The 25,466-nt window shown below is 33.3% G+C and carries 25 protein-coding genes; all 25 read right to left on the reverse strand.

The window, feature by feature from the left end; translation table 11 throughout:
- Nucleotides 1–22: 22 nt before the first annotated feature.
- Nucleotides 23–538 carry a signal peptidase I gene (gene lepB / locus bsdE14_RS04815; protein WP_264848828.1) on the reverse strand — a complete coding sequence of 172 codons (516 nt, stop codon included), beginning with the start codon at nt 536–538 and terminating at the stop codon, nt 23–25.
- An 88-nt stretch (nt 539–626) separates the two neighbouring features.
- The gene (locus tag bsdE14_RS04820) at nt 627–1,352 is read right to left on the reverse strand and encodes a DUF6448 family protein (protein WP_264848829.1); all 726 of its coding nucleotides are present in this window, start codon (nt 1,350–1,352) and stop codon (nt 627–629) included.
- A gap of 87 nt (nt 1,353–1,439) precedes the next feature.
- Nucleotides 1,440–2,918, reverse strand: a complete 1,479-nt coding sequence (locus tag bsdE14_RS04825) for a sensor histidine kinase (RefSeq protein ID WP_264848830.1) — start codon at nt 2,916–2,918, stop codon at nt 1,440–1,442.
- Nucleotides 2,899–3,615, reverse strand: coding sequence for a response regulator transcription factor (locus tag bsdE14_RS04830; RefSeq protein ID WP_264848831.1), 717 nt, complete (start codon nt 3,613–3,615; stop codon nt 2,899–2,901). Before bsdE14_RS04830 ends, bsdE14_RS04825 begins: the two co-directional genes overlap by 20 nt.
- 117 nt (nt 3,616–3,732) lie before the next feature.
- Complete coding sequence (locus bsdE14_RS04835) at nt 3,733–4,431, reverse strand: Crp/Fnr family transcriptional regulator (protein WP_264848832.1); 699 nt, start codon at nt 4,429–4,431, stop codon at nt 3,733–3,735.
- A gap of 8 nt (nt 4,432–4,439) precedes the next feature.
- Nucleotides 4,440–6,281 (reverse strand): heavy metal translocating P-type ATPase, encoded by a 1,842-nt coding sequence (locus bsdE14_RS04840; protein WP_264848833.1) that lies wholly within the window; start codon nt 6,279–6,281, stop codon nt 4,440–4,442.
- 77 nt (nt 6,282–6,358) lie between these two features.
- Nucleotides 6,359–6,571, reverse strand: a complete 213-nt coding sequence (locus bsdE14_RS04845; RefSeq protein ID WP_264848834.1) for a heavy-metal-associated domain-containing protein — start codon at nt 6,569–6,571, stop codon at nt 6,359–6,361.
- A gap of 130 nt (nt 6,572–6,701) precedes the next feature.
- Nucleotides 6,702–7,502, reverse strand: coding sequence for a sirohydrochlorin cobaltochelatase (locus bsdE14_RS04850; protein ID WP_264848835.1), 801 nt, complete (start codon nt 7,500–7,502; stop codon nt 6,702–6,704).
- 42 nt (nt 7,503–7,544) lie between these two features.
- On the reverse strand, nt 7,545–8,819 hold the full coding sequence (hemL, locus tag bsdE14_RS04855; RefSeq protein WP_264848836.1) for a glutamate-1-semialdehyde 2,1-aminomutase: 1,275 nt from the start codon (nt 8,817–8,819) through the stop codon (nt 7,545–7,547).
- Nucleotides 8,820–8,852: 33 nt separating this feature from the next.
- The gene (hemB, locus tag bsdE14_RS04860) at nt 8,853–9,824 is read right to left on the reverse strand and encodes a porphobilinogen synthase (protein WP_264848837.1); all 972 of its coding nucleotides are present in this window, start codon (nt 9,822–9,824) and stop codon (nt 8,853–8,855) included.
- On the reverse strand, nt 9,814–11,292 hold the full coding sequence (gene cobA / locus bsdE14_RS04865; protein WP_264848838.1) for a uroporphyrinogen-III C-methyltransferase: 1,479 nt from the start codon (nt 11,290–11,292) through the stop codon (nt 9,814–9,816). The genes hemB and cobA overlap by 11 nt, the downstream gene beginning before the upstream one ends.
- A gap of 38 nt (nt 11,293–11,330) precedes the next feature.
- Nucleotides 11,331–12,200 (reverse strand): hydroxymethylbilane synthase, encoded by an 870-nt coding sequence (gene hemC / locus bsdE14_RS04870; protein ID WP_264848839.1) that lies wholly within the window; start codon nt 12,198–12,200, stop codon nt 11,331–11,333.
- Nucleotides 12,201–12,239: 39 nt separating this feature from the next.
- Entirely contained in the window at nt 12,240–13,442 is a 1,203-nt protein-coding gene (hemA, locus tag bsdE14_RS04875; protein ID WP_264848840.1) for a glutamyl-tRNA reductase, read from the reverse strand.
- 177 nt (nt 13,443–13,619) lie between these two features.
- Nucleotides 13,620–14,582, reverse strand: a complete 963-nt coding sequence (gene asrC / locus bsdE14_RS04880) for a sulfite reductase subunit C (RefSeq protein ID WP_264848841.1) — start codon at nt 14,580–14,582, stop codon at nt 13,620–13,622.
- Between the two features lie 18 nt (nt 14,583–14,600).
- Entirely contained in the window at nt 14,601–15,392 is a 792-nt protein-coding gene (gene asrB, locus bsdE14_RS04885) for an anaerobic sulfite reductase subunit AsrB (RefSeq protein ID WP_264848842.1), read from the reverse strand.
- Entirely contained in the window at nt 15,392–16,399 is a 1,008-nt protein-coding gene (asrA, locus tag bsdE14_RS04890) for an anaerobic sulfite reductase subunit AsrA (protein ID WP_264848843.1), read from the reverse strand. The genes asrB and asrA overlap by 1 nt, the downstream gene beginning before the upstream one ends.
- 151 nt (nt 16,400–16,550) lie before the next feature.
- The gene (locus tag bsdE14_RS04895) at nt 16,551–17,240 is read right to left on the reverse strand and encodes a Crp/Fnr family transcriptional regulator (RefSeq protein ID WP_264848844.1); all 690 of its coding nucleotides are present in this window, start codon (nt 17,238–17,240) and stop codon (nt 16,551–16,553) included.
- A gap of 118 nt (nt 17,241–17,358) precedes the next feature.
- Nucleotides 17,359–17,913, reverse strand: a complete 555-nt coding sequence (locus bsdE14_RS04900) for a hemerythrin domain-containing protein (protein WP_264848845.1) — start codon at nt 17,911–17,913, stop codon at nt 17,359–17,361.
- Between the two features lie 4 nt (nt 17,914–17,917).
- Entirely contained in the window at nt 17,918–18,544 is a 627-nt protein-coding gene (locus bsdE14_RS04905) for a hypothetical protein (RefSeq protein WP_264848846.1), read from the reverse strand.
- A 13-nt stretch (nt 18,545–18,557) separates the two neighbouring features.
- Complete coding sequence (locus bsdE14_RS04910; RefSeq protein ID WP_264848847.1) at nt 18,558–18,752, reverse strand: DUF1858 domain-containing protein; 195 nt, start codon at nt 18,750–18,752, stop codon at nt 18,558–18,560.
- Between the two features lie 195 nt (nt 18,753–18,947).
- Nucleotides 18,948–20,696 carry an ABC transporter ATP-binding protein gene (locus tag bsdE14_RS04915; RefSeq protein ID WP_264848848.1) on the reverse strand — a complete coding sequence of 583 codons (1,749 nt, stop codon included), beginning with the start codon at nt 20,694–20,696 and terminating at the stop codon, nt 18,948–18,950.
- Nucleotides 20,683–22,419: an ABC transporter ATP-binding protein gene (locus tag bsdE14_RS04920; protein WP_264848849.1), complete on the reverse strand. Its 1,737-nt coding sequence runs from the start codon at nt 22,417–22,419 to the stop codon at nt 20,683–20,685. The genes bsdE14_RS04915 and bsdE14_RS04920 overlap by 14 nt, the downstream gene beginning before the upstream one ends.
- Nucleotides 22,420–22,434: 15 nt before the next feature.
- Nucleotides 22,435–22,968: a Chromate resistance protein ChrB gene (locus bsdE14_RS04925; RefSeq protein ID WP_264848850.1), complete on the reverse strand. Its 534-nt coding sequence runs from the start codon at nt 22,966–22,968 to the stop codon at nt 22,435–22,437.
- A 153-nt stretch (nt 22,969–23,121) separates the two neighbouring features.
- Nucleotides 23,122–24,288, reverse strand: coding sequence for a hypothetical protein (locus tag bsdE14_RS04930; RefSeq protein WP_264848851.1), 1,167 nt, complete (start codon nt 24,286–24,288; stop codon nt 23,122–23,124).
- Nucleotides 24,289–24,311: 23 nt separating this feature from the next.
- Complete coding sequence (locus tag bsdE14_RS04935; protein WP_264848852.1) at nt 24,312–25,466, reverse strand: FAD-binding oxidoreductase; 1,155 nt, start codon at nt 25,464–25,466, stop codon at nt 24,312–24,314.

Here is a 25,466-nt window from a genome sequence, read left to right on the forward strand (position 1 = left end):
AAGGATAAATCTGACTTTTTATCTAATGAAGTTTTGATATTCTTTCTAAAGGCAATAAAATAGAAACTGCTTTTCCTTTTATATCCTTTTCAGAAATAAAAGGCTCCTTCCAAGAACGACTGTCTAAAGAATGCACTCTGTTATCACCTAAAAACAAATATTTTCCCTGTGGTATCTTGAAGGTTCCAGTCCTGCTGTCTGGATACATTATATAAGGCTCTTCTATTCTATTGCCGTTTATAAACACTGAGCCACCTTCTTTTATTTCAACTAAATCATTTGGAAGTCCAATAACTCTTTTGACCATTGTTTCTTCAAATTCATGAGAATAAAAAACCAATATTTCTCCTCTTTTTATCTTTTCGAAATTATACATTCTTGTAGTTATAATTTTATCTTTAGGTTTTATTGTAGGATACATAGATCCACTTGGTACAGAAATTAAGAAGAATAAAAATTTATTAATTGCTATGGCAATAACTATGGCAAAAATTATTGTGAGCAGCCATTCCTTTACAAAACTTCTAACAGTGTTCACAGCTCCACCTCTCTAGTTTTTTATTGACATGGTATAAAAACTTGCCCTCCTGGTATTTGAACCAATAGAGGGTAAATATATTTATTTCCTACTTTGTATGACTCTTATGATGCACAACAGCTAATACCACAGTTGTAGTGAAAAATACGCCTGCTAAACTCCATGGAATAATGGGTAGAGCTTCTGCTTTATCATTACTAGTCTCATACTTAGCAGCTTCATGAGTAGCTTCAGTACCATGTGCAGCTTCCTCTTCTTCACCTTCAGCAAAGTGGAAGTACTTAACATAAGCTTCAATGTATTCCCTCCCTGCTTCAACATTGTTTACATCAAAATTCTTTAAAGACATTACCTTATCAAATCTTTCTTTAAGTTCAGGCATTTTGTCTTTTTCAACATATTTTTCTAAAGGTGATAAGTTTCCAACTTCGATACTCTTATCTGCAGCCAGTACCTTCTCATCAATAGGAGTTCCTGATGGCTTTACACCTGTAAATGGTGCTCCCTCTCCAGCTCTATGGATTCTCACTAGATTTTCAAAAAGATAATTGTCAGCTAACTCCTCTGCCTCCGGACTTAGTTTTCTAACCTTCATACTTAGGTCAAATATTTTAGAGACTTCTTTTTCATTTTCAGGGGTAACCCACTTTAATACATAATTAACATTGTTTGATTCTATAGCTTTTTTAGCATCTCCCACAGTTGGACCATCCATTGTGTCACAATGGGCACTTGCCATTGTAGGTATCGCTGCAACAATTGCCAAAGCCATCACAAGTGACCTTAAGGATTTTGATTTTTTGAATTTTATCATTTAAAATTCCTCCTAAAATATATTTTTTTCTCAATGTGAGTTTAATTTCTCCTTGAGTATGTTTATATTTTAGAAAGTATTTTTGTACTACATAGGGACTATTTGTGAACTTTTCTGTCCATCTCCACTTTTTAAACTAAAGCTAAAAGTTGAGCCCTTTCCTAATTCACTTTCTACCCAAACTCTGCCGCCAAGCAGCTCAATAATCTCCTTCACCAATGATAAACCCAGTCCGGCCCCTTCTTTTGATAACTGTCTTGCTTCATCAACTTTGTAAAATCTTCCCCATACTTTGTTTACTTCTTCTGAAGGAATTCCTATACCCGTATCGCTAACATGTATATAGACTTGATTTTCATTTTGCTCTGCTTTTACCACTATTCTTCCTCCTTCACTAGTAAATCGTACTGCATTTGTAATGTAATTAATAATTACCTGCTCTATCAAATCCTCATCTCCTAAAACTAAAGGCAGCTTTGACGAAGTATCTATTTCTAATTGCATATCCTGATCCTCAATTATTGGCTTAAGCTTTGTAACAGTTCCGCTTATAATTTTAGAAATATCTAGAGACTTTAAATTAACCTTAATTTGTCCAGCTTCAATCCTTGACAAATCTAAAAGACTATTTACCAATCTATGCAGCCTAAGTGTTTCTTTTAATATAATCCTAAGATACTTTTTTTCTTCTTCCTTGTCATTTATTACACCGTCAAGAATAGCTTCAAGGTATCCTCTTACTGAAGTTAAAGGTGTACGAAGTTCATGTGAAGCGTTTGCTACAAATTGTCTCTGCAGCTTTTCTAGTTTAATCATTTTGTTTCTTTCGTCCGCCAAGTCCATCATTGTTTTATCTAGCTTTTCCATCATATAGTTAAAAGTCTCGGCTAAGTTGCCAATTTCATCAGAAGTGTACACCTTAGCTTTTCGGGAAAAATTGCCTTTAGATATCTCTAATGAAATTGCAGTTATTTCTTTTATTGGTTTTGCTATGGATACTGATAAAAAATAGCTCACAAAAGCAGCAATAAAAATGGCAATAATCCCAGCAAAAATCACAATTTTAAAAGCTTGCATAATACTATTAATAATATCTGATAGTGGATTACATTCAAAAATCGCACCTTCCACCCTATCTCCAACGTATATTGGCAATGCCACTGAAAGTACAGGCTCATTAAAATATTTTATTATACCTTTGTTATAAACCACTTCTCCCTTAAGAGCTCTTTCTACTTGTTCAACATTAGGACATAGCTTGTCACTCTGTGATAATTCTTGAGAACCGCTTATGATAATGCTGTTTTTATCTATTGTCCACATATGGCTAATGTTAACTTTATTGAAATTATACGTGAGTTCATTTACTTTCTCTAAATCCTTATTTTCAATATAAACGCTTAATACATTAGACATTTCCTTACCTTGGGTAAGAAGCTGCTTTTCTTTTTCCCCAAAATAATACTGACTAAAAAATATATAGAAAAATAGACTTACTATAATCACACTAAGCAGTGTAACAAAAACATAGGTTCCTAAAAGCCTGCTAAAAAGATTTTTCTTCATTTTTTACCACCTGAAATTTATACCCGACCCCCCACACTGTGTGAAGATATGTGTATAATTCCCCCTTCTCTATTTTTCTACGAAGTCTTTTAATATGTGTATCCACAGTGCGTGAATCACCTAAATAATCATAGCCCCATATCTTATCTAGCAACCTTTCCCTTGTAAAAACAACTCCTGGATTACTAGCTAAAAGCCATATCAGTTCTACCTCTTTAGGTGTAGTTATAATTTTTTCACCCTTTGATATAATCTCATATTTTGAAAAGTCAATTATTAACTGAGGAAAATTTAGTATATCACACTCCTGCTTCTCTGTTTTAGCTCTTCTTAAAATTGCTTTTACTCTAGCAGTAATTTCTCCTGGAGAAAAAGGTTTGGTCACATAATCATCTCCACCTAGATTAAGTCCTAGTATTTTATCCGATTCTCCTCCTTTAGCTGAAAGCATTATTATAGGCGTATCCATATCTTTTCTTAATTCTTGTGCCACCTGCCAGCCGTCTTTGAAGGGCAGCATAATATCTAAAATAATTAAATCGGGGTTAAGTTCCTTAGCAATTTCTATAGCTTTCAATCCATCTGCAGCTGTTTCAACTTTAAATCCTTCTGATTCCAAATAAATTTTAAGAAGTCCAGAAACATTTTCTTCATCATCTACAACTAAAATAGTCCTTTGTGATAATTTTTCTTTCATTATATATCTCCTCACACTCATACAGCAGTGAATTTCTCCTGCTTACTATAATTTATTCAGCAAAAAATATTCACTCCTCAATGTTGAATACATCATTTAGGAGTGACTCTAACCACATTAAATATTAACAATATCTTGCAAAGCTTCTTTGTTTAAAATAATTATCTTTCGTTGACCCTGTTGCCTAATGAAGCCCTTTTCTTGAAAGTTAGTTAACTTTCTGCTCAGAGTTTCCTGACTCATGCCAATATGAGCTGCAAGATCCTTCTTACTTATGGATAAATCAACTACATTATCTTCATTCATAAGCTTAATCAGTATATCAGCAACCCGCTGTTCTACATCCCTAAGTCCAAGAGATTCAATTAAACTTTCTGTTTTCTCAAGTCTCATACTTAGTTCTTTTAGGATTTTTATAGCAATACCAGGTCTCTCTTCGATTAATTCCTTTATTTTTTTACTATCAATAGTGCATACAGTGGTTGCTTCTACGGCCTCAGCATTGTTTTTCAAAGGCGAATTAGTGAATATTGATAGCTCACCCATAAAATCTCCCGCTTGTAGAATTCTTATTATTTGCTCCTTACCTTCTTCAGATAATTTAGATATCTTAACTTTTCCAGCATTAATTACAAATAGCTTTTCAGCAATTTCACCTTCCAAGTATATATTTTCACCCTTTTTATATTTTTTATGGGTCGCTGTCATTGAAACCTCTACCATTTCTGCCACTGTTAAACTGCTGAATATAGGAACCTTTTCTAAGCAGCTTTTCTGCTTACCATCATAATTATGCGAATGTTCATGGCATTGCATAGGCTTTATCACTCCTTATACTTTAATAACCTTATGGCATTTATTATAACTGCTAATACACTTAGTTCGTGTATAAACATTCCCGATGATAAAAATACTACTTTAAATAGTACTCCAACTAAAAGCATTGCTACAATTGCTATAGCAAAATAGATGTTTTGCTTCATGTTTTTTACTGTGGCTCTACTTAATCCTATAGCATAGGATAATTTCTTTACTTCGTCAGACATTAAAACTACATCCGCTGTTTCCATTGCTACATCCGAACCTGCCCCCCCTACTGCAATTCCAAGATCTGCAGTAGCTAAAGCTGGTGCATCATTAACTCCGTCTCCAACCATTGCTGCTGTGCCTACATCATTTTGTAAATTTTTTAAAATAGATACCTTATCCTCTGGAAGCAGTTCTGCATAATAATCATCTAAATTAAGTCTTTTTGCAATAGCAGCTGCTGCACGTTTATTATCGCCTGTCAGCATAACTACTTTTTTAACTCCCTGTGCCTTTAGTTTCTTTATTAGCTGCATGGCATCTTCTCTTATAGTATCTGCAATGGATATAACTCCTATGAGACTCTTAGAATTTGAAACTAACACTGCAGTTTGTCCCTCATTCTCTTCACTTCTAATATAAGCTTCAATATCCTTAGAAACTATTATATTATTCTCAGACATAAGTTTTCTATTACCTATAAAAATGATTTTATTATCTAGCTTTGCTTTAACTCCCTGACCTATAATAATTTCTGCTTCCTCAGGTCGGATAATATTAGTTTCATTAACCGAACTTGCCTTTTTTACTATAGCTTTTGAGAGGGGATGTTCAGAATACATCTCTGCACTGGCTGCAAGGCTAAGCAGTTCTTCTTCACTAGTATCAATGACCCTAATATTAGTTACTTCAGGTCTTCCAACTGTAAGAGTTCCGGTCTTGTCAAATGCTATTACCTTAACGGTTCCAAGTTTTTCTATTATTTCTCCACCCTTTATTAGTATACCTTTCTTAGCTCCATTGCCAATGCCTGCCACTATAGATACTGGTGTGGATATAACTAATGCTCCAGGACATGCAATTACAAGCAGAGTAAGTGCTAGTTCAATATCTCTTGTAATTATAAATATAACTACTGCTAAAACCATTATTGCTGGGGTGTAATATTTAGAGAATACCTCAAGAAACTTTTGCGTCTTTGCTTTTTTATCCTGAGCTTCTTCAACCATGTGAAGAATTCTAGAAAATGTAGTATCTTCTCCAACTCTATCAGCTCTTACCTTTATATATCCTGATTCTATAATGGTGCCTGAAAATACTGTATCTTTTACCTCTTTGTTGACTGGCATAGATTCCCCTGTAATAGCTGCTTGATTTATATAAGCCTTTCCTTCTATTATGGTACCATCTACAGGAATTTTTTCTCCTGGCTTTACAATTACTATATCTCCCTTTATTACTTCATCTGCCGACAGTTTAACTTCATTTCCTTCTCGTAAAACTCTAGCAGTATCAGGAGCTAAATCTAAAAGTGCCTTTATTGCAGATCTGGTCTTTTCAAGAGTTTTAGCTTCAAGATAATTTCCAAGCATAAATAAAAAGGTTACAGCGGCAGCTTCAAAATATTCTCCTATAAACATAGCCCCAATTACCGCTAAAGTAACTAATGCATCAATTCCTAATATTTTATATTTTAAAGCCCTTACTGCATTTAGTGCTATAGGATAACCTGAAATAAAAGCTGAAATCAAAAGTAGTATATCAGCTATATTTACAAGAAAGTTTAGCCTTTTAAATGCTAAAGCTACAACTATTATGGCTCCTGAAACAGCAACTCTTTGTCCTTTACTAATTTTCATTTTCTTCCTCCATAATATAACTGTATCCAAGTGCATACCTAAATTAAAGTATAAACTTGGATACAGCAGTCTTAGTATTATTTTTCGCCTAGTACATCAAAGCCTAACTTTTCAATAGCAGTTCTTATTTCACTTCCATCAATAATACTTTCATCAAAGTTTACTTTAACCTTGCTTGCATTAAATAGTACTTCAACATCTTTAATACCTTTAAACTTTTTAACTGTGCCCTCAATTTTATGTGCACAGCTTGGACATGTTAATGTTTCTAATTGATAAGTTTTATTCATAATTGATTTCCTCCTTTAAATATGTATCTTATGAGTTTATTATAGTTAGGATTAGAAAACAAAACATTGACCCAGGTCAAATTTCTAAATGTTATTTAAAAAAAGATGACTACTGTTCTAAATACAGAAATCATCTTCCTAACATTAAATCATTATTAATTAATCTTTTTAAATCAAGTATTAAAAATTCTTGAAACTCTTTCATTTCTCCAAGCCCTGTATGTTTTACTTGGACCTTAATTCCTTCTCTCTGCAAAATACTTTTCAGGGAGGAAGGAGATGCAGCTTCTAGATCTTTTTTTGCATGAAAACCAGCTGCAATTAGAAAAGGTATCAGCAGTACTTCTTTTACCTCATCTCTTTTTAAACACTGCAAAACATAATTAATAGAAGGTTCACCTTCTATTGCCCCAACATAAATATTACTTAATCCACAGCTTTTGAATCCATGCCATAATTCCCAATAACACATATTAGCTAAACTTTTTGTTCCATGAACAACAGCTACTATATTTTTATTTACTTCCAAGGAACCTTTTATACTTTCAATAAAATCTATTGTTCTTCTTTCGTCATTGGGTATTAATATTGGACTACCTAATAGTATTCTATTGAGCTTTGACTTCCTTTTAAACTCTTCTATATGTTCCTTTAGTAAACCGTACTCAGTGCCATCTAGTAAATATAATGGTTGAATAACTACTTCCTCAAAGCCTAAATTTTCTATAACCTTTAACATTTCAATAGGTGTAATTACTGTAATATTGTGCTTACTCTTCAATCTTAAAATTATCTTTTCGGACGAAAAAGCTCTAAACACTTCATATTCTTTAAAGGTTGCTTTAGCTTTTTCCTCAATTTTACCTATTGAAGCCTCAAAGGCTGATATATCTGAGGTTCCATTACTTACAATTAATATAGCCTTTTTCACAGCATACCCCCTCTTGTTTATTCAGTAAAAATATATTAAACCTTAATATTCAAAGCTTCTAAATGCCTCAAGAAACTTTTCAATATCTTCATAACTGTGCTTTACAGAAAGAAACATAGCTTCATATTGGGAAGGCGGGAGATTAAAGCCACTGTTTAGCATATGAGTAAAAAACCTTTTAAAAAGCTTAGTATCACAGCTCATAACATCATCATAACAGCTGACTTTATCTCTATCAGAAAAGAACATGGTCATCATGCCGCCGCATCGGTTCACTACTAAAGGTATAGACTTTTCCTTTGCAATAGTCTCTAATCCTTGCTTAAGTTTAGTTCCCAATGCTTCAATATGTTCATAGAGCTTTGGATTATCATGAAGTTTTGTTAAAGCAGCAAGCCCAGCTGCCATAACTACAGGATTTCCCGACATTGTTCCAGCTTGATATACAGGGCCTAGTGGTGAAAGCTTTTCCATAATCTCCTTCTTCCCTCCATAAGCACCACATGGAAGTCCTCCACCCATTATCTTTGCATAGGTTATTAAATCAGGTTTAACTTTAAACAAGCTTTGAGCCCCCATATAGCTGACTCTAAATCCGCTCATCACTTCATCAAAGATTAATAGAGTTCCGTACTTATCACATAACCTTCTTAATTCCTCCATAAATACATCTTCAGCCTTTATAACTCCCATGTTACCAGCTACAGGTTCAATAATTACAGCTGCTAATTCCTCACCATATTCATTAAAAACTTCCCTAATATTTTCTACATTATTGTACTGACCAACCAAGGTGTTTTTTATATTTTCTTGAGGTATTCCAGCACTTCCGGGAATACCTTCAGTTAAAACGCCTGAGCCTGCACTAACTAAAAATCCTTCATAGTGACCATGATAACATCCTGCAAACTTTAATAATTTATCTTTTTTTGTATATCCTCTGGCAAGCCTTACTGCACTCATGGTAGCTTCTGTGCCTGAGTTAACCATTCTTACCATTTCAAAATTGTCAAGAGTTGTGCACATATATTTTGCAAGCTTAAGTTCAAGTTCTGTTGGTGCCCCAAAAGCTATAGAAATTTCACAGGTGTCCTTTATAGCTTTAACAACGTCCTCATCGCAATGTCCTAAAATCATTGGCCCCCATGCGCCTACAAAATCAATATACCTGTTACCTTCCTCATCATAAATATAGGCACCAATTCCCTTTTTCATTATAGGAGGTGTAATTTCTACATCCTTATATGATCTTACTGGTGAGTTTACACCTCCAGGCATATATTTTTTTGACTCTTCGAAAATCTCAATATTTTTCATATTAACCTCCATTTGCTATTGTCAGCTATGGCACTATTCACCTCTTAACCATCTTGAAGCTTCTAAGGCATAATAGGTTATTATTATATCTGCTCCTGCTCTTTTCATTGAAAGAAGCATTTCTAGTGCTACAGCTCTTTCATCAATAAATCCAAGCCTTGAAGCAGCTTTAACCATTGCAAATTCTCCACTAACGCTGTATGCTGCCACTGGATAATCATACCTATCCTTCGTCCATCTAACCACATCTAAATAGGATAAAGCAGGCTTAACCATAATAATATCAGCGCCCTCTTCTATATCGGACTGTATCTCTCTCATAGCCTCATTAATATTTGCTGGGTCCATCTGATAGCCTTTTCTATCCCCAAATTGAGGTGCTGAATTAGCAGCCTCCCTAAATGGACCATAAAAGGCCGAACTATATTTTGCGCTATAAGCCATAATTGATACGTCTTCATATCCATTTTCATCTAGTACTTTTCGAATATACGCAACTCTGCCATCCATCATGTCTGAAGGAGCTACCATATCAGCCCCAGCCTTTACATGTGAAAGTGCTACTTTGCCTAGCACTTCTAAAGTTTTATCATTATGAACTTCGTGACCATGTAAAATTCCACAGTGCCCGTGATTAGTATATTCACACATGCAAACATCAGTTATAACCCATAAATTTGGATATAACTCTTTTGTTTTTCTCACTGCCTTTTGTATTACTCCATTTTCATCAAAAGCCGATGAGCCGCACTCATCTTTATGTTCAGGAAGCCCAAAAAATATTACACCATTAATTCCACATTCTACAGCTTCCTCCAAAGTTTCGTTCAGTCTGTCTACCGAAACGTGATAATTTCCCGGGATTGTTGGTATTTCCTTCTTAATGTTTTCACCCTCCACCACAAACATAGGGAAAATAAAATCCTTTGCAGAAAGGCTATTCTCTCTAACTAATTCTCTTATTGCTAGACTTTTTCTTAATCTTCTATGTCTTTTAAATTCCATTTTTATTCCTCCATATCCGTAGTACCTCTGATATTATCCCTTCTTCACTATGTTCCTTACATTCCACTGCTGAGATACCGTTTTTCTCTAATTCTTTAAAGGTTATAGGACCTATTGCTATACAAAGCTTTTTCTTTATCCCCTGAAGGCCAACCATTTTTATCATGTTTCTTACTATAGAAGGACTTGTAAAAGTAACTATATCTACCTCATTAAAAGCATTTATATTCTTTAACTCCCCACAAATAGGTTCATAAATCTCCACTCTATCCACTGATACTCCTAGCCTAGAAAGCACTTCTGATAAATATGGGCTTGCTTCTTTGGAGCATGGAATAATAACCTTATCATCAGCTTTTATTACATTCTTCATTATTTCATATAGATTTTCTTTAAGGAATTCCTTAGCTATAAAGGAAGGAATTATTCCCCTATCCTTTAAAGCTTCAGCCGTTGCATTACCTATTACAGCAAATGCAGCCTTTATACCTCTTACATCTACTTCTCTCGTTTTTAAATAGTTAAAAAATATATTAACTGCATTAACTGAAGTAAATATAACATAATTGTAATCATATAATTTACTTTCATAGTCTTCAAGGTTATACGCTGTATTCTTTATCTTTATAGCATTGATTTCTGCAACTTCAGCGCCTAAAGCTTTAAAACTTGTTTTTAAGCTTACAGCTTGTTCCTTAGATCTAGTTACACAAATATTTAAGCCAAACAGCGGCTTTTTTTCAAACCAGTTAAGCTTGTCATTTAGTATTACTACATCACCTACTACAATTATGCAAGGTGATTTTAACACCGCTTCCTTTACCTTTTCACATATGTTTTCAAGAGTTCCAACTACCTTTCTTTGTCTAGAGGTTGTTCCCCTCATAATGACTCCGCAAGGTGTATTTATATCCTTTCCATTTAAAACTAAAGCTGTGCATATATGATCTATATTCTCCAGTCCCATAAGAAAAATTAGAGTACCTTCTGATTTTGCGGTACTTTCCCAATTTATTTTTAAAGAAGAACCACTCATTCCAGTAATTACATGAAAACTCTGTGAAATGCCTCTGTGAGTTGCAGGTATACCAGCATAGCTCATAACTGATATAGCTGAAGTAACTCCTGGAATCACCTCAAAATCGATATCTTCCTCAATTAATGAAAGTACTTCTTCTCCACCTCTTCCAAAAACGTAAGGATCTCCTCCTTTAATTCTCCCTACAATATGGCCACTCTTTGCCAGTTTTACTAGCATGTTATTAATTTCCTGTTGAGTTTTATAATGACAGCCAGGCTCTTTACCGCAATAATAAATTTCACAACCTTCTCTTAAATAATTTAATATATTGCCTCCTACTAATCTATCGTATAAAACAGCAGTACATTTTTCTAAAGATTTTACAGCTTTTAAAGTTAATAGTTCTTCATCCCCTGGCCCTGCACCTATTATATATACCTTACTCATTTTTTCCTCCAAAGCCTTAGTCATAGCTTATTAAACTTCTACTTCACTAGCTTCTCTGCCAAAACTTCTCCAAGCTTAATTCTATCTTCCCTATTTCCAAAAATGTCTTTTTTAACGATTTTATCTTCCAATTGATACATACCAATAAGATATATATCCTGTCCTCGAAGTTCAGCATATGCTCCAATAGGTGAATGACATCCTCCATTAAGAGCTCTCATAAAACTGCGCTCAGCTTCTACACAGTGTCTTACCTCCATATTGTCAAGCCTTTTTAAAATCTGGCCTTCTTCATTATCCTTTAATATTTCTATACCTAAAGCACCCTGACCAACAGCAGGCACAAAGTCCTTGGGCTCAAAATAATTTGTAATAATGCTTTCCATATCCATTCTTTTAAGCCCAGCTGCTGCTAAAATTATTCCATCCAAATTTTCTTTTTCTATTTTATCAATTCTCGTTTGTACATTTCCTCTTATAGGAACTATTTCTAAATCAGGTCTTAAAAGCTTTAACTCTACACTTCTCCTTAAACTGCTCGTTCCAACCCTAGCTTTCTTAGGTAAATCAAAAAAACTAACTCCGTTCATGGAAACAAAGGCATCTCTTGCATCTTCCCTTGCTGGCATAGCTGCAAGTTCAAAGCAGTGTTCTAGAAAAAATGGTACATCCTTCATACTATGTACAGCTCCATGAGCTTCTCTTCTCATTAGTGCAATTTCTATCTCTTTTACAAAAAGCCCCTTGCCGCCTATTTTGTCTAAAGTTACATCTAATCTCTTATCCCCTTCAGTTACTACAAAAAGTTTTTCACTTTCTAGTCCAAGCTTATCTTTTATCATATCAGTAACAATCTCAGTCTGTACCTGAGCTAGCTTACTTTTCCTAGTTGCAATAATTAAACTCAAAAAATCTCCCCCTAAACAATTAATCTCTCTTTATAAGCTTCACGTCATAAGCTTGAAAATCTTCTCTACTATTTTCAGGCATTGTTCCTCGCTCCCTTCAAGCTTAGCCTCTTTTAAAACCTCTATAGCTCTATTTACATAAAAGTCTGAAGTACTTTTAATTAATACTTCAGCCAACTCCCTATGATCCTTGGTTTCACTTTTATTTATAAATGTATCTATCCTGTCTTTACTAACTTTTTCACTAACTCTTTTCATTTCCTTTATATAGGGCAATATATCTCTAAGCTTACTCCATTCTTCATATTCAGCTAAATGTTTCTTTATAATTTCTCTACAGCCTTCCATCCTCTCTTTTCTTAGCTTTTTATTTTCATCATCAATTTTACTTATAGTATCAATATCTAAAAGTTGTACCTTTGAATATTCTTCTACAGCAGCCTCTACATCTCTAGGCACTGCCAAATCAAAAATCAAAAGCTTTTTATCCTCACATATATCTTCCTTTTTTATAATATAATGAGGAGCAGATGTACAGGAAATGATACAGTCAACTTTGTGTATAAATCTATTTTTGTCCTTAAAATCCATAATTTTCACCCTGTTATCTACTAAATCAGTTATCTTTTTAGTATTCCTTACTACCACATAAACCTTTGAAACTCCATGAGATAAAAGATATTTAACTGCAAGATACCCTATATCACCATACCCAATAACCATAAAACTTTTGCATTGCCTTTTCATAGCATAGTTTACAACTATAGATGCTGAGGAAACTGGTATATCATATATTTTAGCCTTTGTTCTAAACTCCTTGCCGCAGGTTATTGCATTTTGAAAAAGTCTTTGCAGTGCTCCGGAAACAGCACCTTCTTCTAATGAGTAATTATATGCTTCTTTAACCTGACCTAGTATTTGTTCTTCACCTAAAATACTTGAGTGAAAGCCACAAACTACCTCCATAAGATGTCTAGCTGCATCACTTTCATTTAAATGAAATATATATTTTATTAAAGCCTCATCCCATTTTAGTACACTAAATATTCTATTAATGCTGTTAGTGCTGTCCTCTTGAGAATTAAAATATATTTCAGTTCTGTTACAGGTACTTATAATTACTGCCTCCTGGCAAAATTCCAGCATTCCTTTTATAGCTTCTCCACGCTGGCTTTTAGCTACAGTCAGCTGACCTCTTATAGACAAGTCCAGCCCCTTTTTTAATCCTATCATCTGAATCATACTATCACTCCATAAATGCTCTTTCAAAAATTATTTATTTTCATGATTACTGCAAATCAATTTAAATATTTTTTGAAAATACATTGCTTATTATATATCTTAATATAGGAATATGCCTTTGCCTAATAAAGGCAAAGGCTAATATTAACAAATAGATATATTCATATTATCATAAGCTTAATAGCGTACCCCACTCCAGTAAATATTATCCTTTAGAACTGCTTTAGGACCTAATTTCACGTCTTTAAGCGCCCATTTTTTATATTCTTGAAAACCTGTTCTATCAATAATATAACCTATATGCTCTTTTCCTCCTGGAGCTTCTTTATCTATATATTCTGCTACAAAGTCATAAGTATTTAATATTATTTTCAATATACTTGCTTCATCTACCCAAACTATAAAATCTTCGGCAAGTCTAGGGTTTTTCTTTCCTGATCTTCCCATGATAGCAAGTCTATAATACTTTTCTTCGCTTCTTGACCATGCTCCAGTCGGGCATTTTCCGACACACTCGCCACAACCAATACACTTATCATGATCTCTTACAACCTTAAAGTTTTCAAATCTTAAGGCACCTGTAGCTCTACTCTTACAATTATTCACACAGGCTTGACATCCTATACATCTATAAGCATCATATTGAGGCTCAGTCATACCTATAATTCCAAAGTCGTGCATTCTCACCTTTAAGCAATCATTAGGGCAGCCTGTCAAGGCAACTTTAAAATGCAAGTCATTAGGAAAGATAGCTTCTTCAATTTTCTTTGCAAAGGCAGAAGTATCATAGTTTGCAAAGGGACATACTCTATTTCCTATACATGCGGCTATGTTTCTTGTTCCTGCTGCTGTATACCCCTCTCCTGGGACTTCCTGGTTAATTCCGAGCCCTTCAATTATTGGTTGAAGAAGCTTATTTACCTCTGGAATATCCTTCATATCTATTCCAGGAACCTCGAAGCCTTGTCTTGTTGTTATATGAATAGTGCCATCTCCATATTTATCTGCTATCTCTTGTATTAAAGAAAGAAACTTAGCATCCATATGCCCGCCAGGCACTCTAATTCTTGAAGCTGTTATGCCTCTTTTTTTAGTAACTCTAAAAGCATTCTTTTTAAGATATTTCGTATTTATATCCATAACTGCTTCTCCTCCCTTCTAATCTATTAATGTTTTTCCCTTTACATAATTAAATACAGGTCCGTCTAAACATATATATGTGTCATCAATCTTACAGTGTCCGCACTTACCAACTCCACAGCACATCTTTCTTTCCTGGGAAATCCATATATTTTCTTCCTTTACTCCTCTTTTTAAGAACTCCTGCACTGTAAACTTCATCATCATTGGCGGGCCCACCACAATAACCTGCACATTATTTATATCTTCAAAAGGTAATTCAGGTATAAATTTTGTTACAAGGCCTACTTCCCCTTCATAGCCTTCTGGTGCTTTATCAACAGTAACTATTAACTTCATATTATCTTTCCAGCTCTTCATGTCATCCTTAAAAAGCATATCCTCTGGAGATTTAAATCCAGAAATTAAAGTAAACTCCTTAGCATCCTTTGGATTTTTAGAAAAGTAATCTACAATTCCTTTAACCGGTGAAAGTCCAGTACCACCAGCAACTACCACAACTTCTTTATCCTTATAGTTTTCTATATCAAAGCCATTTCCGTAAGGTCCTCTCATAAAAAACTTCTGTCCTACATAATAGTTAAAAAGCTCATTTGTAACAACACCAACTTTTCTGATAGTTAGTTCAACATAGCCTTCTCCTATTCCACTTACTGAAATTGGAGCCTCACCATACTTTGGTATAGATACCTCAAAAAACTGTCCAGGCTTCACAGCCCCATCAAAAGCCATTCTAAAAGTATATTCTATTTCTGTATGCTTTTTTACATCCAATATCTTTGACTGAAACGGCATATATATGTTGTTCATTATTTCACCTCTTCCATACCCTTTTCTAATTTATTAACACAGTTAGAAAAGGAGATATACTCTGGGCAAATATCATCACATCTTCCACATCCAACACACATATGATATCCCCATCTTTTCTTATAATCATATACTTTATGCAGCACCTTAAATCTCATCCTTTGACCTTTTTCCAGTCTAAAACTGTGACCCCCAGCCATATTTGTAAAACCATCCACATGACAAGAAGCCCAAACCCTTCGTCTTTCCCCTGTCTTTTCATTGTCCTTATAAAAAATGTCCTGCATAGTAAAGCAGGTGCAGGTTGGACATACAAAATTACATCTTCCACAGGCTATACATCTAGCTGAATATTCCTTCCACATTGTAGAATTCATAACTTCTAAATCAAGATTTTCTGGTATATTAACCTTTGTTTCATTTTCTAAAACAAAGTCTGGAGTCACTTCAGCTTCTTCTCTTGATAGATCTTCAAGATACTTCTCTAAAATCTCATCCTTAACATCAAAATACACTATTTCATCATCAACTTTAATATAGGCATCATAAGCTTCGGTTTTATTTGTTCCCATACTTACACAAAAGCAGCTGTCAAAACTTTTTTCACAACCTATCAAAATGAACTTGGCTTTTTCTCTAAGCACCTTATAATATGGGTCTTCAAAACCATTTCTTAAATAAATATCATCAAGTCTTATCAATGAGTGAATATCGCAGCTTCTTAAAAATATTATTGCACCCTTTTCTTCTGATTTTGCTTCTATCCATTGATCTTCTGTAAAATAAAATAATGTTTGAGTTATTGGAAGAAGTACTTCCTTATAGGAAAAGGCCGATTTAACTTCAAACTCAATTTCGCTAACTTCATTAATTTCTGCATATCTAACCACGTCTGTGTCTGAAAAAGTGCCCTTACCTTTCAGCACCTTAGGTGCATAAACTTTATAATCCTTTGATACAGCTGATAAAAATTTGTTGTAATCTTCTACTGTTAATTTAAATCCCATAAATACACCTCATATATTATTCTTTCATTGTGCTGCCATGGAGACTTTGTTAATTTCTTCACTAAAAATTGCAGCTGCCTCCCTTAATATCATAAGTATAATTTAAAAATAATTAAAAAACCGTGATATTTATCACGGTTTTTAATTATTTTTATATGTCTTTAAAGTACTTAGCTAGCTTTTCTTTATCTGGAATTATTATAATCTTATCTCTAACACTTATTAACTGCAATTCCTCTAATTTTTTCATAGCCCTAGATATAGTTTCTCTGGGACTTCCAAGCATGTCTGCAAGATATGTAACGGAAATTTTAAGCTTTATAGCAGTTCCATCCTCTACTTCAACACCATAATCTTTTGACAGCTTCCAAAACTTAGCTGCAAGCTTTTTTTCTATCTTTAAAGCAGTTGTATTTTTCATTTGTCTATAGAGTCTTCTAACCTTTATAGCAAGAGAATTCAACATATTTGTGGTTAAATTAAAATCACTTTTCATAAGTTCAACTAATTTGCATTTATTTATGAGCAATAACTTACCATCTTCAAAGGTTTCGCAAAATATTGAGGCAGGTAAATTATCTAAAATAACCTCGTTTAATATTTTATCTCTTCCTAATATAAAAATAATTTTTTTATGAGCACCTTCACCAATTTTATATAGAGAGTACTTTCCTGATAATACAATAAATATAGTATCAACCACTTGTTTGTCTAAAAAAATAATTTCTCCCTTTTTAAAGTTTTTTACTGTGGCTGCTTCAGATAATTCCTTTAAAATTCTTTCTTCTACACCATCAAACAAGTGAAGTTCCTTTAGATTATCAACTGTAATTTTATCCATTATGGTTCCTCTCAAATTTATATTAATAAATTAAAAGTATGATTTTCTCAACAATGGCATATAAAAAAATTAAAACAGCATATAAAGAAATAAATCTTCCCTTTATGCTGTTTAATATTTATTTATACTTTTGCTCCAATTGTTCTAATAATTGAATATACTTATTCTGAACACCAGCTTTATTCATTTCATCTTCGAACTCACTGCACTCTATATTTACTCTATTTAAGGTTTCACTATTAAGCTCCCTTTTTGCAAAAGAATACACAACACTGTCCTCTTTATCTATGTGTCTATTCAATAAATGGGTATAGGATATTGCATTTGCTATTACATCTAGCTTAGCTTCTTCATCACCTGCTTTAACCTTAGCAAGTGCTTCATCAAGTTCTCTAATATATGCTCTTCCAAGATCATGCTCCACAAGCATTCCATACTTAACTAACTTTTCAGCTGCGCCTCCAATTTCATCCACCATTCTATTAAATAGAAACTTTTCTTCCTTTCCATGGTGATGCTTATCAGCATAATTTCTAATAAAATCAATCATATTTTCAAAGTCCGTATAATCAATTTCATTTCCCTTCATTAAACCTAAGCAAGCTTTTCTCACTACCGCTAACATTCTTTTTATGTTTTTATGTTCATCAACCATTAAATTAATTCCATCCATAAACTCACACCCTTTTTATTGTATTTATACCATCTTCTGTTCTAGTATAACTATACCCTGCACCACTTCCATTTAAGAATCCATTTATCCATGAAGTTCTAAAATTATTATAATTATTGATATCACCTGATACTGCATCCCAGTATTCTTTGTGAAGATCCTGAGTAGTCTCCCAAATAATCTCATTTTCATTATTTTCAATTACTTTATTTACCCTGTCACAAGGCATTCCCTCAAGCATATAGTTGAAAATTAAATTGAAAAAGTCTTCTGGAGAACCTTCATTGATTTGGAGCTTATTCATTATATCTAAACCATTTTTATAAAAAATATCAGCTATCTTATCTTCTTTAACAGCATTATTCTTTAACAGCTCTGTTATAACATAAGCTAATCTGCTTTCTACACTTATTATTTTTTGCTGAAGCCAGCCATGAATATTACTATGGTCTATTTCATTTTCTAATAAGCCTGTAACTGGTGCCCCGTATTTTGAATAGCTTTCACTTATCAAAGCCTCACAATTATAGCCTTCTCTTTGAGTCAACTCTACTATATTAGTTATTAACCTTTCATGTAATTTAATCTTATCAAATAACCAATAATGAATTTTGCCTAAAAATGCACTCATATCCTATATCTCCTTATTTTACTTTCTCATTCAATGCTTTAATTATTTTATCTACATCTATTCCGTGAACTTGACATGCTTCTTCAATTGTTTCTGCTTGTGCAGATGGGCATCCTACACATCCCATACCAAAACTAAATAGAACATCTATAACCTCTGGATAATTTCTTACAACTTCGCCTATAGTCATTTCTTTTAAAATTTTCATTATTTGTTCCCTCCATTTTTTATTAAATCTAAACTTTAAATATAGGTTAACCTTTTTTCATTTCTTTATTTCATACTACCACAGGATATTTTAAATTTCGGTAGCAAATGTTACAAGGAATAATAATTATCCTATAAATAAAAAACACTATCTTAATAAATCTATAAGACAGTGTTACATACACATTTTTACATTCTAGTTCCAGGTCATTTTCTCAAGTGCAATATGGCTGCGATACCAATTGTCCTTTTGTAGGAGCACTTCTGGTGCACCAACATTTTTTATTCTTCCTTTTTCTAAGATAACCACTCTATCGCTGGCAATCATAGATGATAGTCTGTGAGATATAGATAATATTGTATGGGCATCACTTGCCTTTTTAAGTACAGACACTATCTTATCCTCTGTAATAGAATCAAGATTTGCAGTAATCTCATCTAGTAATAGTATGGGAGGGTTAGTTACAATAGCCCTAGCTATTGCCAAAAGCTGTTTTTGTCCTTGTGAAAAAAGTGTATCACTAGTTACTTTTGTATCCATTCCATTTTCCAGGGACCATATATAATCTGTCATACCTACAAACTCTATAGCTTCCTCAACTTGCTTTCTTGTAATGTTTTTATCTTGAAGACTTATTTGATCTGCAACATTTCCTTTGATAATATGAAAGCTTTGGTTCACGTATCCAAATATCTTTCGTTTTTCTGAGTTTGGTATATCATAGACATCAACCCCATTGATTGTGATATTACCCTTTGATGGCTTTAAAAGTCCCATAATAAGCTTAAATAAGGTGGACTTTCCTACACCTGTTCTGCCAACAAAAGTAACCTTCTCATTTGATACTAAATTAAGATTAATATTTTGTAACACATCATTATCATCCTCATAATGAAAGGAGATATCATTAAAGGATAATCTCACTTCTCCCTTTACAGGTATAATATCTTCCACTTTCAAAGCATTTTTCTTAAAGTTATCCTCAGCTTCACTATAAAAATCATCTACTCTGTGAATACCTGAAATTGCTTCTTGAATGTCTTGAAGTTCCATTCCAAGGTTTTCTATAGGTGTAAATAAGTTAGATATTAATTCAATTGATGCTGCAACCATTCCTAGAGATATACCTAAATAGTTCAGATGTTTTGATGATAGCACTACAATGAAAGCTATGACCACAGCACGAGTAAGTTGAATAATTGGTGAAAATACAGAATCATAAAAATTAACCTTTTCAACTGTTTTATAGTTATCAAGCAAATACTTAGTATAATTCTTTTCCATGAAGTTTTCTTTGCTGTAAGCTTTAATCATCTTTACATTTTTTATGCTTTCTGAAATATGATTATTTACCTTACTTATAAGTATCCTGTTTTCAATCTGTGCTTTAAGCATTCTCTTTTGAAAAAGTCTTGTAATACCATAAATAGCTGGCAGCAGTATTAAAGTAACAGCTCCAAGCTTAGAACTAAACATCCAAATTGAAACTACTATTCCTATTACCTTGAAGCAGTCAACCACCATTCCTATAATGCCGCTTGTAAATAGTGTATTAATTGCATCAACATCATTTGTAAAACGAGAAACAACTATCCCTGAGCTATTAGAGGAAAAGAAGCTAGCATTTATTCTTTGGAGCTTTTCCATCATCTGTACTCGTATTTCTTTAGTAATTTTTTGCCCAAGTACAGTAAGTATAGCTTCTTTAACAAAGTCAAACACTCCTATAAATAGAAGCACTCCAATATAGGCTATAGCTAAAAAAAGCAGTTTATCATAGCTTCTTGCAACTAGATTATGGTCTACAATGTATTTTAAAATTTGAGGAGGGATTAAGCTAGTTACTACAACACCAATAATAGCGATAAGTAACAGTATGCTCATTAAAGCGTTGCTTTTTAAAACATTAGTCATGGACTTTTTTATCAAACTATTCTTCATCATTTGTCCCCCCTTCTGCATACTGTAAATTAAATATAGTTTCATAAACTTCGGATCTTTTCATCAGTTCCTCATGAGTTCCATACTCAACTGTTTTATCATTTTTTAGCAGTAGAATTTTATCTATTTTACTGAAAATCGATAAACGATGAGAAACTAAAATAATTAAGCTATCATTATAATTATTCTTCAAGTTTTCAATTATTTTTTCCTCAGTTTTCATATCAACAGCTGAAAATGGGTCATCTAATATTATAATTTTGTTTTTATTAAGCAGCGCCCTTGCAAGCGCTACTCTAGCCTGCTGTCCTCCACTTAATTTGATTCCGCTATTTCCAACTAAAGTATCTTGTTCTTCAGGCATTGCCGCTAAATCTGTGTCAAAGCATACCTCCTTTAATACAGAGGTAACATCTGCTTCACATCCCAATGTAATATTGTTATAAATGGTGTCTGAAAGAAGCTGTGGATTATGTCCTAAGTATGAAATCATTTGGCTGCGCTCATATTCTGTATAATCCTTAAGCTCCTTGCCGTCTATTTTTATGCTTCCCGAATAAGGATATAACCCAAGTAAAGATAAAACCAGTGTAGATTTACCAGAAGCAATAGAACCTGTTATCCCTATAATTTCACCTTTCTTGCCTTCAAAGCTTATGTTTTCAATAATATTATCCTTACCTTCTTCATAGGCAAAACTAAGGTTTTTAACTGATAATACTGTATTACTTTCATTTATTTCAGTGTTAGTATCCTTACTCTCATATTCCTTAAGATAAGGTTTAATTCTCTTCCAAGAAACCTGAGATTTTTGAACAGAATTAAATAGCTTGGCTGCTTTACTCGCCTTTACTGCCATTGCAGTAAACATAGTAATGTAAGTGGAAAATACTCCTACAGTCCAACTTCCACTAATTACTTTAGTACCACCCAAATAAATTACAGTTATTACGCCAAGCATTGCTATAACGTTATAGATAGGCTGCATAGAGTTTTCCAGTATATTAGCTTTTATTGCCTTGTTTTGCAGGTCTTCCAGTTCATTATTGTACCTTTCTCTGTTTTGTAACTCCATTCCATTTACACGGTACAGCATAAAATTGTCAATTATATCATAAGTAAAGTCAGTAACTTCGCTAGTCTTTTTACGATAGTCTTTAGAATACTTATAAATAACACTTTTTAATTTTTCAGCTATCAGCATAGCAACAGGGATAAAAACAATAGAAATCAAAGTTATTTTCACATCATAAACAAGCATGGAAACTAAGTAAGATGCCATTAAAACACCGGTATCAAAAACTTCAGTAGTGAATTTTCGCATTCCCTCTACACATAGATCTACATCGGAAATAGCTCTTGTCATTAAATTTCCGGCATTTTCATTATCAAGCTCAGCTGTGCTCTTATGCATTATGCTATTGTATATCATAAGCCTCATAGCAGCACTAGTGCTATTAGCAAAACGCCTTATATAAAAGCGCTTAAAGTAGCGTAAAAGCTGAATTATTCCAATAAGTACAACATAGGTAACTGCAAGTATTAAAACAGAAGATAAATTGCTCTCATGGGCAATAGAATCTATAAGTTTTCCTTGGTATATAGGTCCTAAAATAGTTGAAATATTAAAGGTTAATCCAAATATAACAATAAAAGCTACAACCAGCTTTTCTTTTTTCCAGTAGTTTATAATTTTATCCGGCTCTCTCATAGGCTCAATTTTCAAAACAGTGTCCCCCCATTACTTACTGCTATCGTCAACTTCAAAAACTTTATTACTAAATTGATTTAATAATTCTGAGCATTCATCAATTCTCCTAAGTATTTCAAGTTTAAGTTCACATTCAAAGTAATCCTTCTTCTCTATCTTTTTTAACCATACACTTAACTTCTTTATCTCATGTTCATTTTCTTCTATTTCGGCAAAAGTATAGTTCTCCCTTTTAGTCTCTTTATCAATTTCAGCTACAAAATCATCACACTTTTCAATTAGTTCCTTATAATCTAGTTCTCGTTCTTTATTAAATTGCTCAATTAGCTTTTTATTTTTATTTTCATCTTCTATTAAAGTAATGCAGCTTATGCTTTGTCCACCACTGTTATTAATTTGTTCTTCAAGCTTATTAAACTCCTCCTCAGCCTCCTCGGTATCGGGTAAAATCCATATAGATTGAAAAACATTCAGAGCACCAATAGACTTTAGTTTTCTCCATACAGCCATTCTATTTTTCTGCGGTTCTCTTGGAATTTGATATATCAAGGTTCTCCAATTCAAAACCTCACTTCCTTTCAAATGTAATACCGGTTACATGTAATACTGGTTACAACTTAAATATATTCCTACTTTCTTCTACTGTCAATATTTATCATCAAATAATAAAATCCAACCAAAATGCAATGCAGCACATTAGTTGGACCTTAAGTTATTTTAGCTATATATTTTTGATAGTCTTTCAGATTCCTCAGGTGAAAGTGGAACTGATGTTATAGAGTTTTTCATTGTCTCCATTATTTCACCTAAAGTAATATTTAGTGCTCTTTCAAAAGCATTTAAATCTTTTCCTGCTTCTTCTTTTGCAAGTTCCTCAGCATATTTAAGATTAACTTTTCCCCAAACTTTTGCTAATTCCTTCTTATTTGGAATTGGTGCGTCTAGCTTTCTATTTAAAGCTGCAAACTGATGGAAAAGTGTTGAAAGCCACAATGCAGCTGACCTGCTAATAAGGTACTCATTATGTTCAGCCCCAATAACTGCAGGTATTAAAAGCTTTGGATAGAGTAATTGTAAGTATGCAAGATTTCCTGTTATAAATGCTAAATTCCATGTTTCATATAAGCTCACCCATTTTCTAGATAAGTGGAAAAGCATTACTTTGTTTTCATCTTCCGAAAGTGAAACAGTATCTGGAGCAATTTGAGAAAGTACTGCACCTACAAGAGCATTATCATTGAATCCCGCCTTGTTATCTGTTACAGCAGCCTCAAGGATATTTAGCTTAAGTCCATCCTGTTGGGCTTTTATTTCAGAATCTGTAATTACTTTTCTTTTACGAACCATTGCACGGCTTCTATATACCATATCCATACCAATTATTTTTGTAGGCTCAAACATACTTCCACGGTATAGTTTTTTTAAATCCTCAAGAGCATCTATAAAATTTGATCCTATTCCATACTTTGAACGTTGTTTTAATAAATACTCCTGGATTTCAATAACAAAATCTACATTACTTACAATTTCCTTGGTCAATTCATTTAGTATATATGAATGATGTACAGACCTTATAATTATGTCCTTACTTTTTTCATCTTTAACTTCTGGAATAAGGTTAGCATCAATAGCTTCTTTTAAAAATTCGTATATAGCTGGCTGCTTTGTAACAATAGCATTACGAGTTTCCTCAAACATAGTTCTAAATGAAACAGGCTTTTCTAAGCTTTCCTTTACTAGAGCCCTTGCAGGCTCGAAATCGTACAATAGCATGTCATCTTTCAATACCTCTGCTATGGTTTTAGGATTAGATAACATGTCAATATTTATTCCTGTTAGCTCCATAAACTTGTCAATATAAAGATAAGAATCTTTTTCAGCCATTTTTATCTCCCCTTAAATTTATTTTATAAAATTACTTCCAAATCACTCATTGGATATGCCTTACAAGAGTGAATATATCCGTATTTTTCATCAACATAACGTAATAGTACACCGCGAGGCATAAATACCTTACCTGATACTAGCTTAACACGGCATAAACTACATTCTCCTGAGCGGCAGCATACGTTAACTCTAACTCCTGCTCTTTCAAGAGAAGTTAATAAGGATTCTCCTGATAGTACTTTAATCTTTCTTCCATCAGAAAGATTAACTGTAAACTCTTCTTTTCCAGTTAAATTTTCAGGCCATCCTGGTTCATTTTGGATGTCCTGCCTTGAACCAAACATTTCCTGATGGATTCTTTTATTTTCAACACCTAACTTTGAAAGCTCACTTTTGCAAAAATCATACATAACTTGTGGTCCGCAAATGTAGAAGGTTGCTGAATCCAAGTTTTTAATCTGCTTTTTGATACACTCACCGGTAATAAAACCTGTTTCCCCTTTATAATCTTCAGTAGGTTCTGAAACTATAAGTGTAAATTTAAAATTATCATGTCTAGCACTTAAATCTCTTAGCTCTTCTAAGAAAATAGCAGACTTCTCTGTTCTTGCACCATATATTAAGTGAATATTTCTATCAAGTCCCACATTTAAAACTTCTTTAGTCATACTCATAAAAGGTGTAATACCGCTTCCTCCAGCTAAGAAAACTAAATCTTTTCCGTGAAATACTGGATTATAGTGAAATTCTCCAGCAGGAGCACTAGCTTCAAAGCTATCTCCAACTTTAGCCTTATCTAAAAAATAATCCGACACAAAACCTCTTTTAATCCTAGCAATTGTTATATCATAATATGCTCTTTGTCTAGGTGATGATGATAAGCTGTAAGGTCTGCTTGTACGTACACCATCTATTTCTGCAAATATATTAATATATTGCCCTGCTTCAAAAGGAGGAAGGTAGCCATTTTTTGATACAAAACGGAAGGTTTTTGCTTCATCAGTTCTGCCTATTATTTCTGATAAAACAAGTTCTACTTTTTTAGGATGAAGCCTGTCAATTAATTTTTGAGTTCTTCCTCTATCAATGCTATAATCCTTACCATTCTTTTTAAGTACTGCTATTTCTTCAGATACTTTCTCAATATTTTCGATTTGTGATATGAATCTTCTCAT

This window comes from Clostridium omnivorum (genome assembly GCF_026012015.1).
Lineage (GTDB): Bacteria > Bacillota > Clostridia > Clostridiales > Clostridiaceae > Clostridium_AX > Clostridium_AX omnivorum.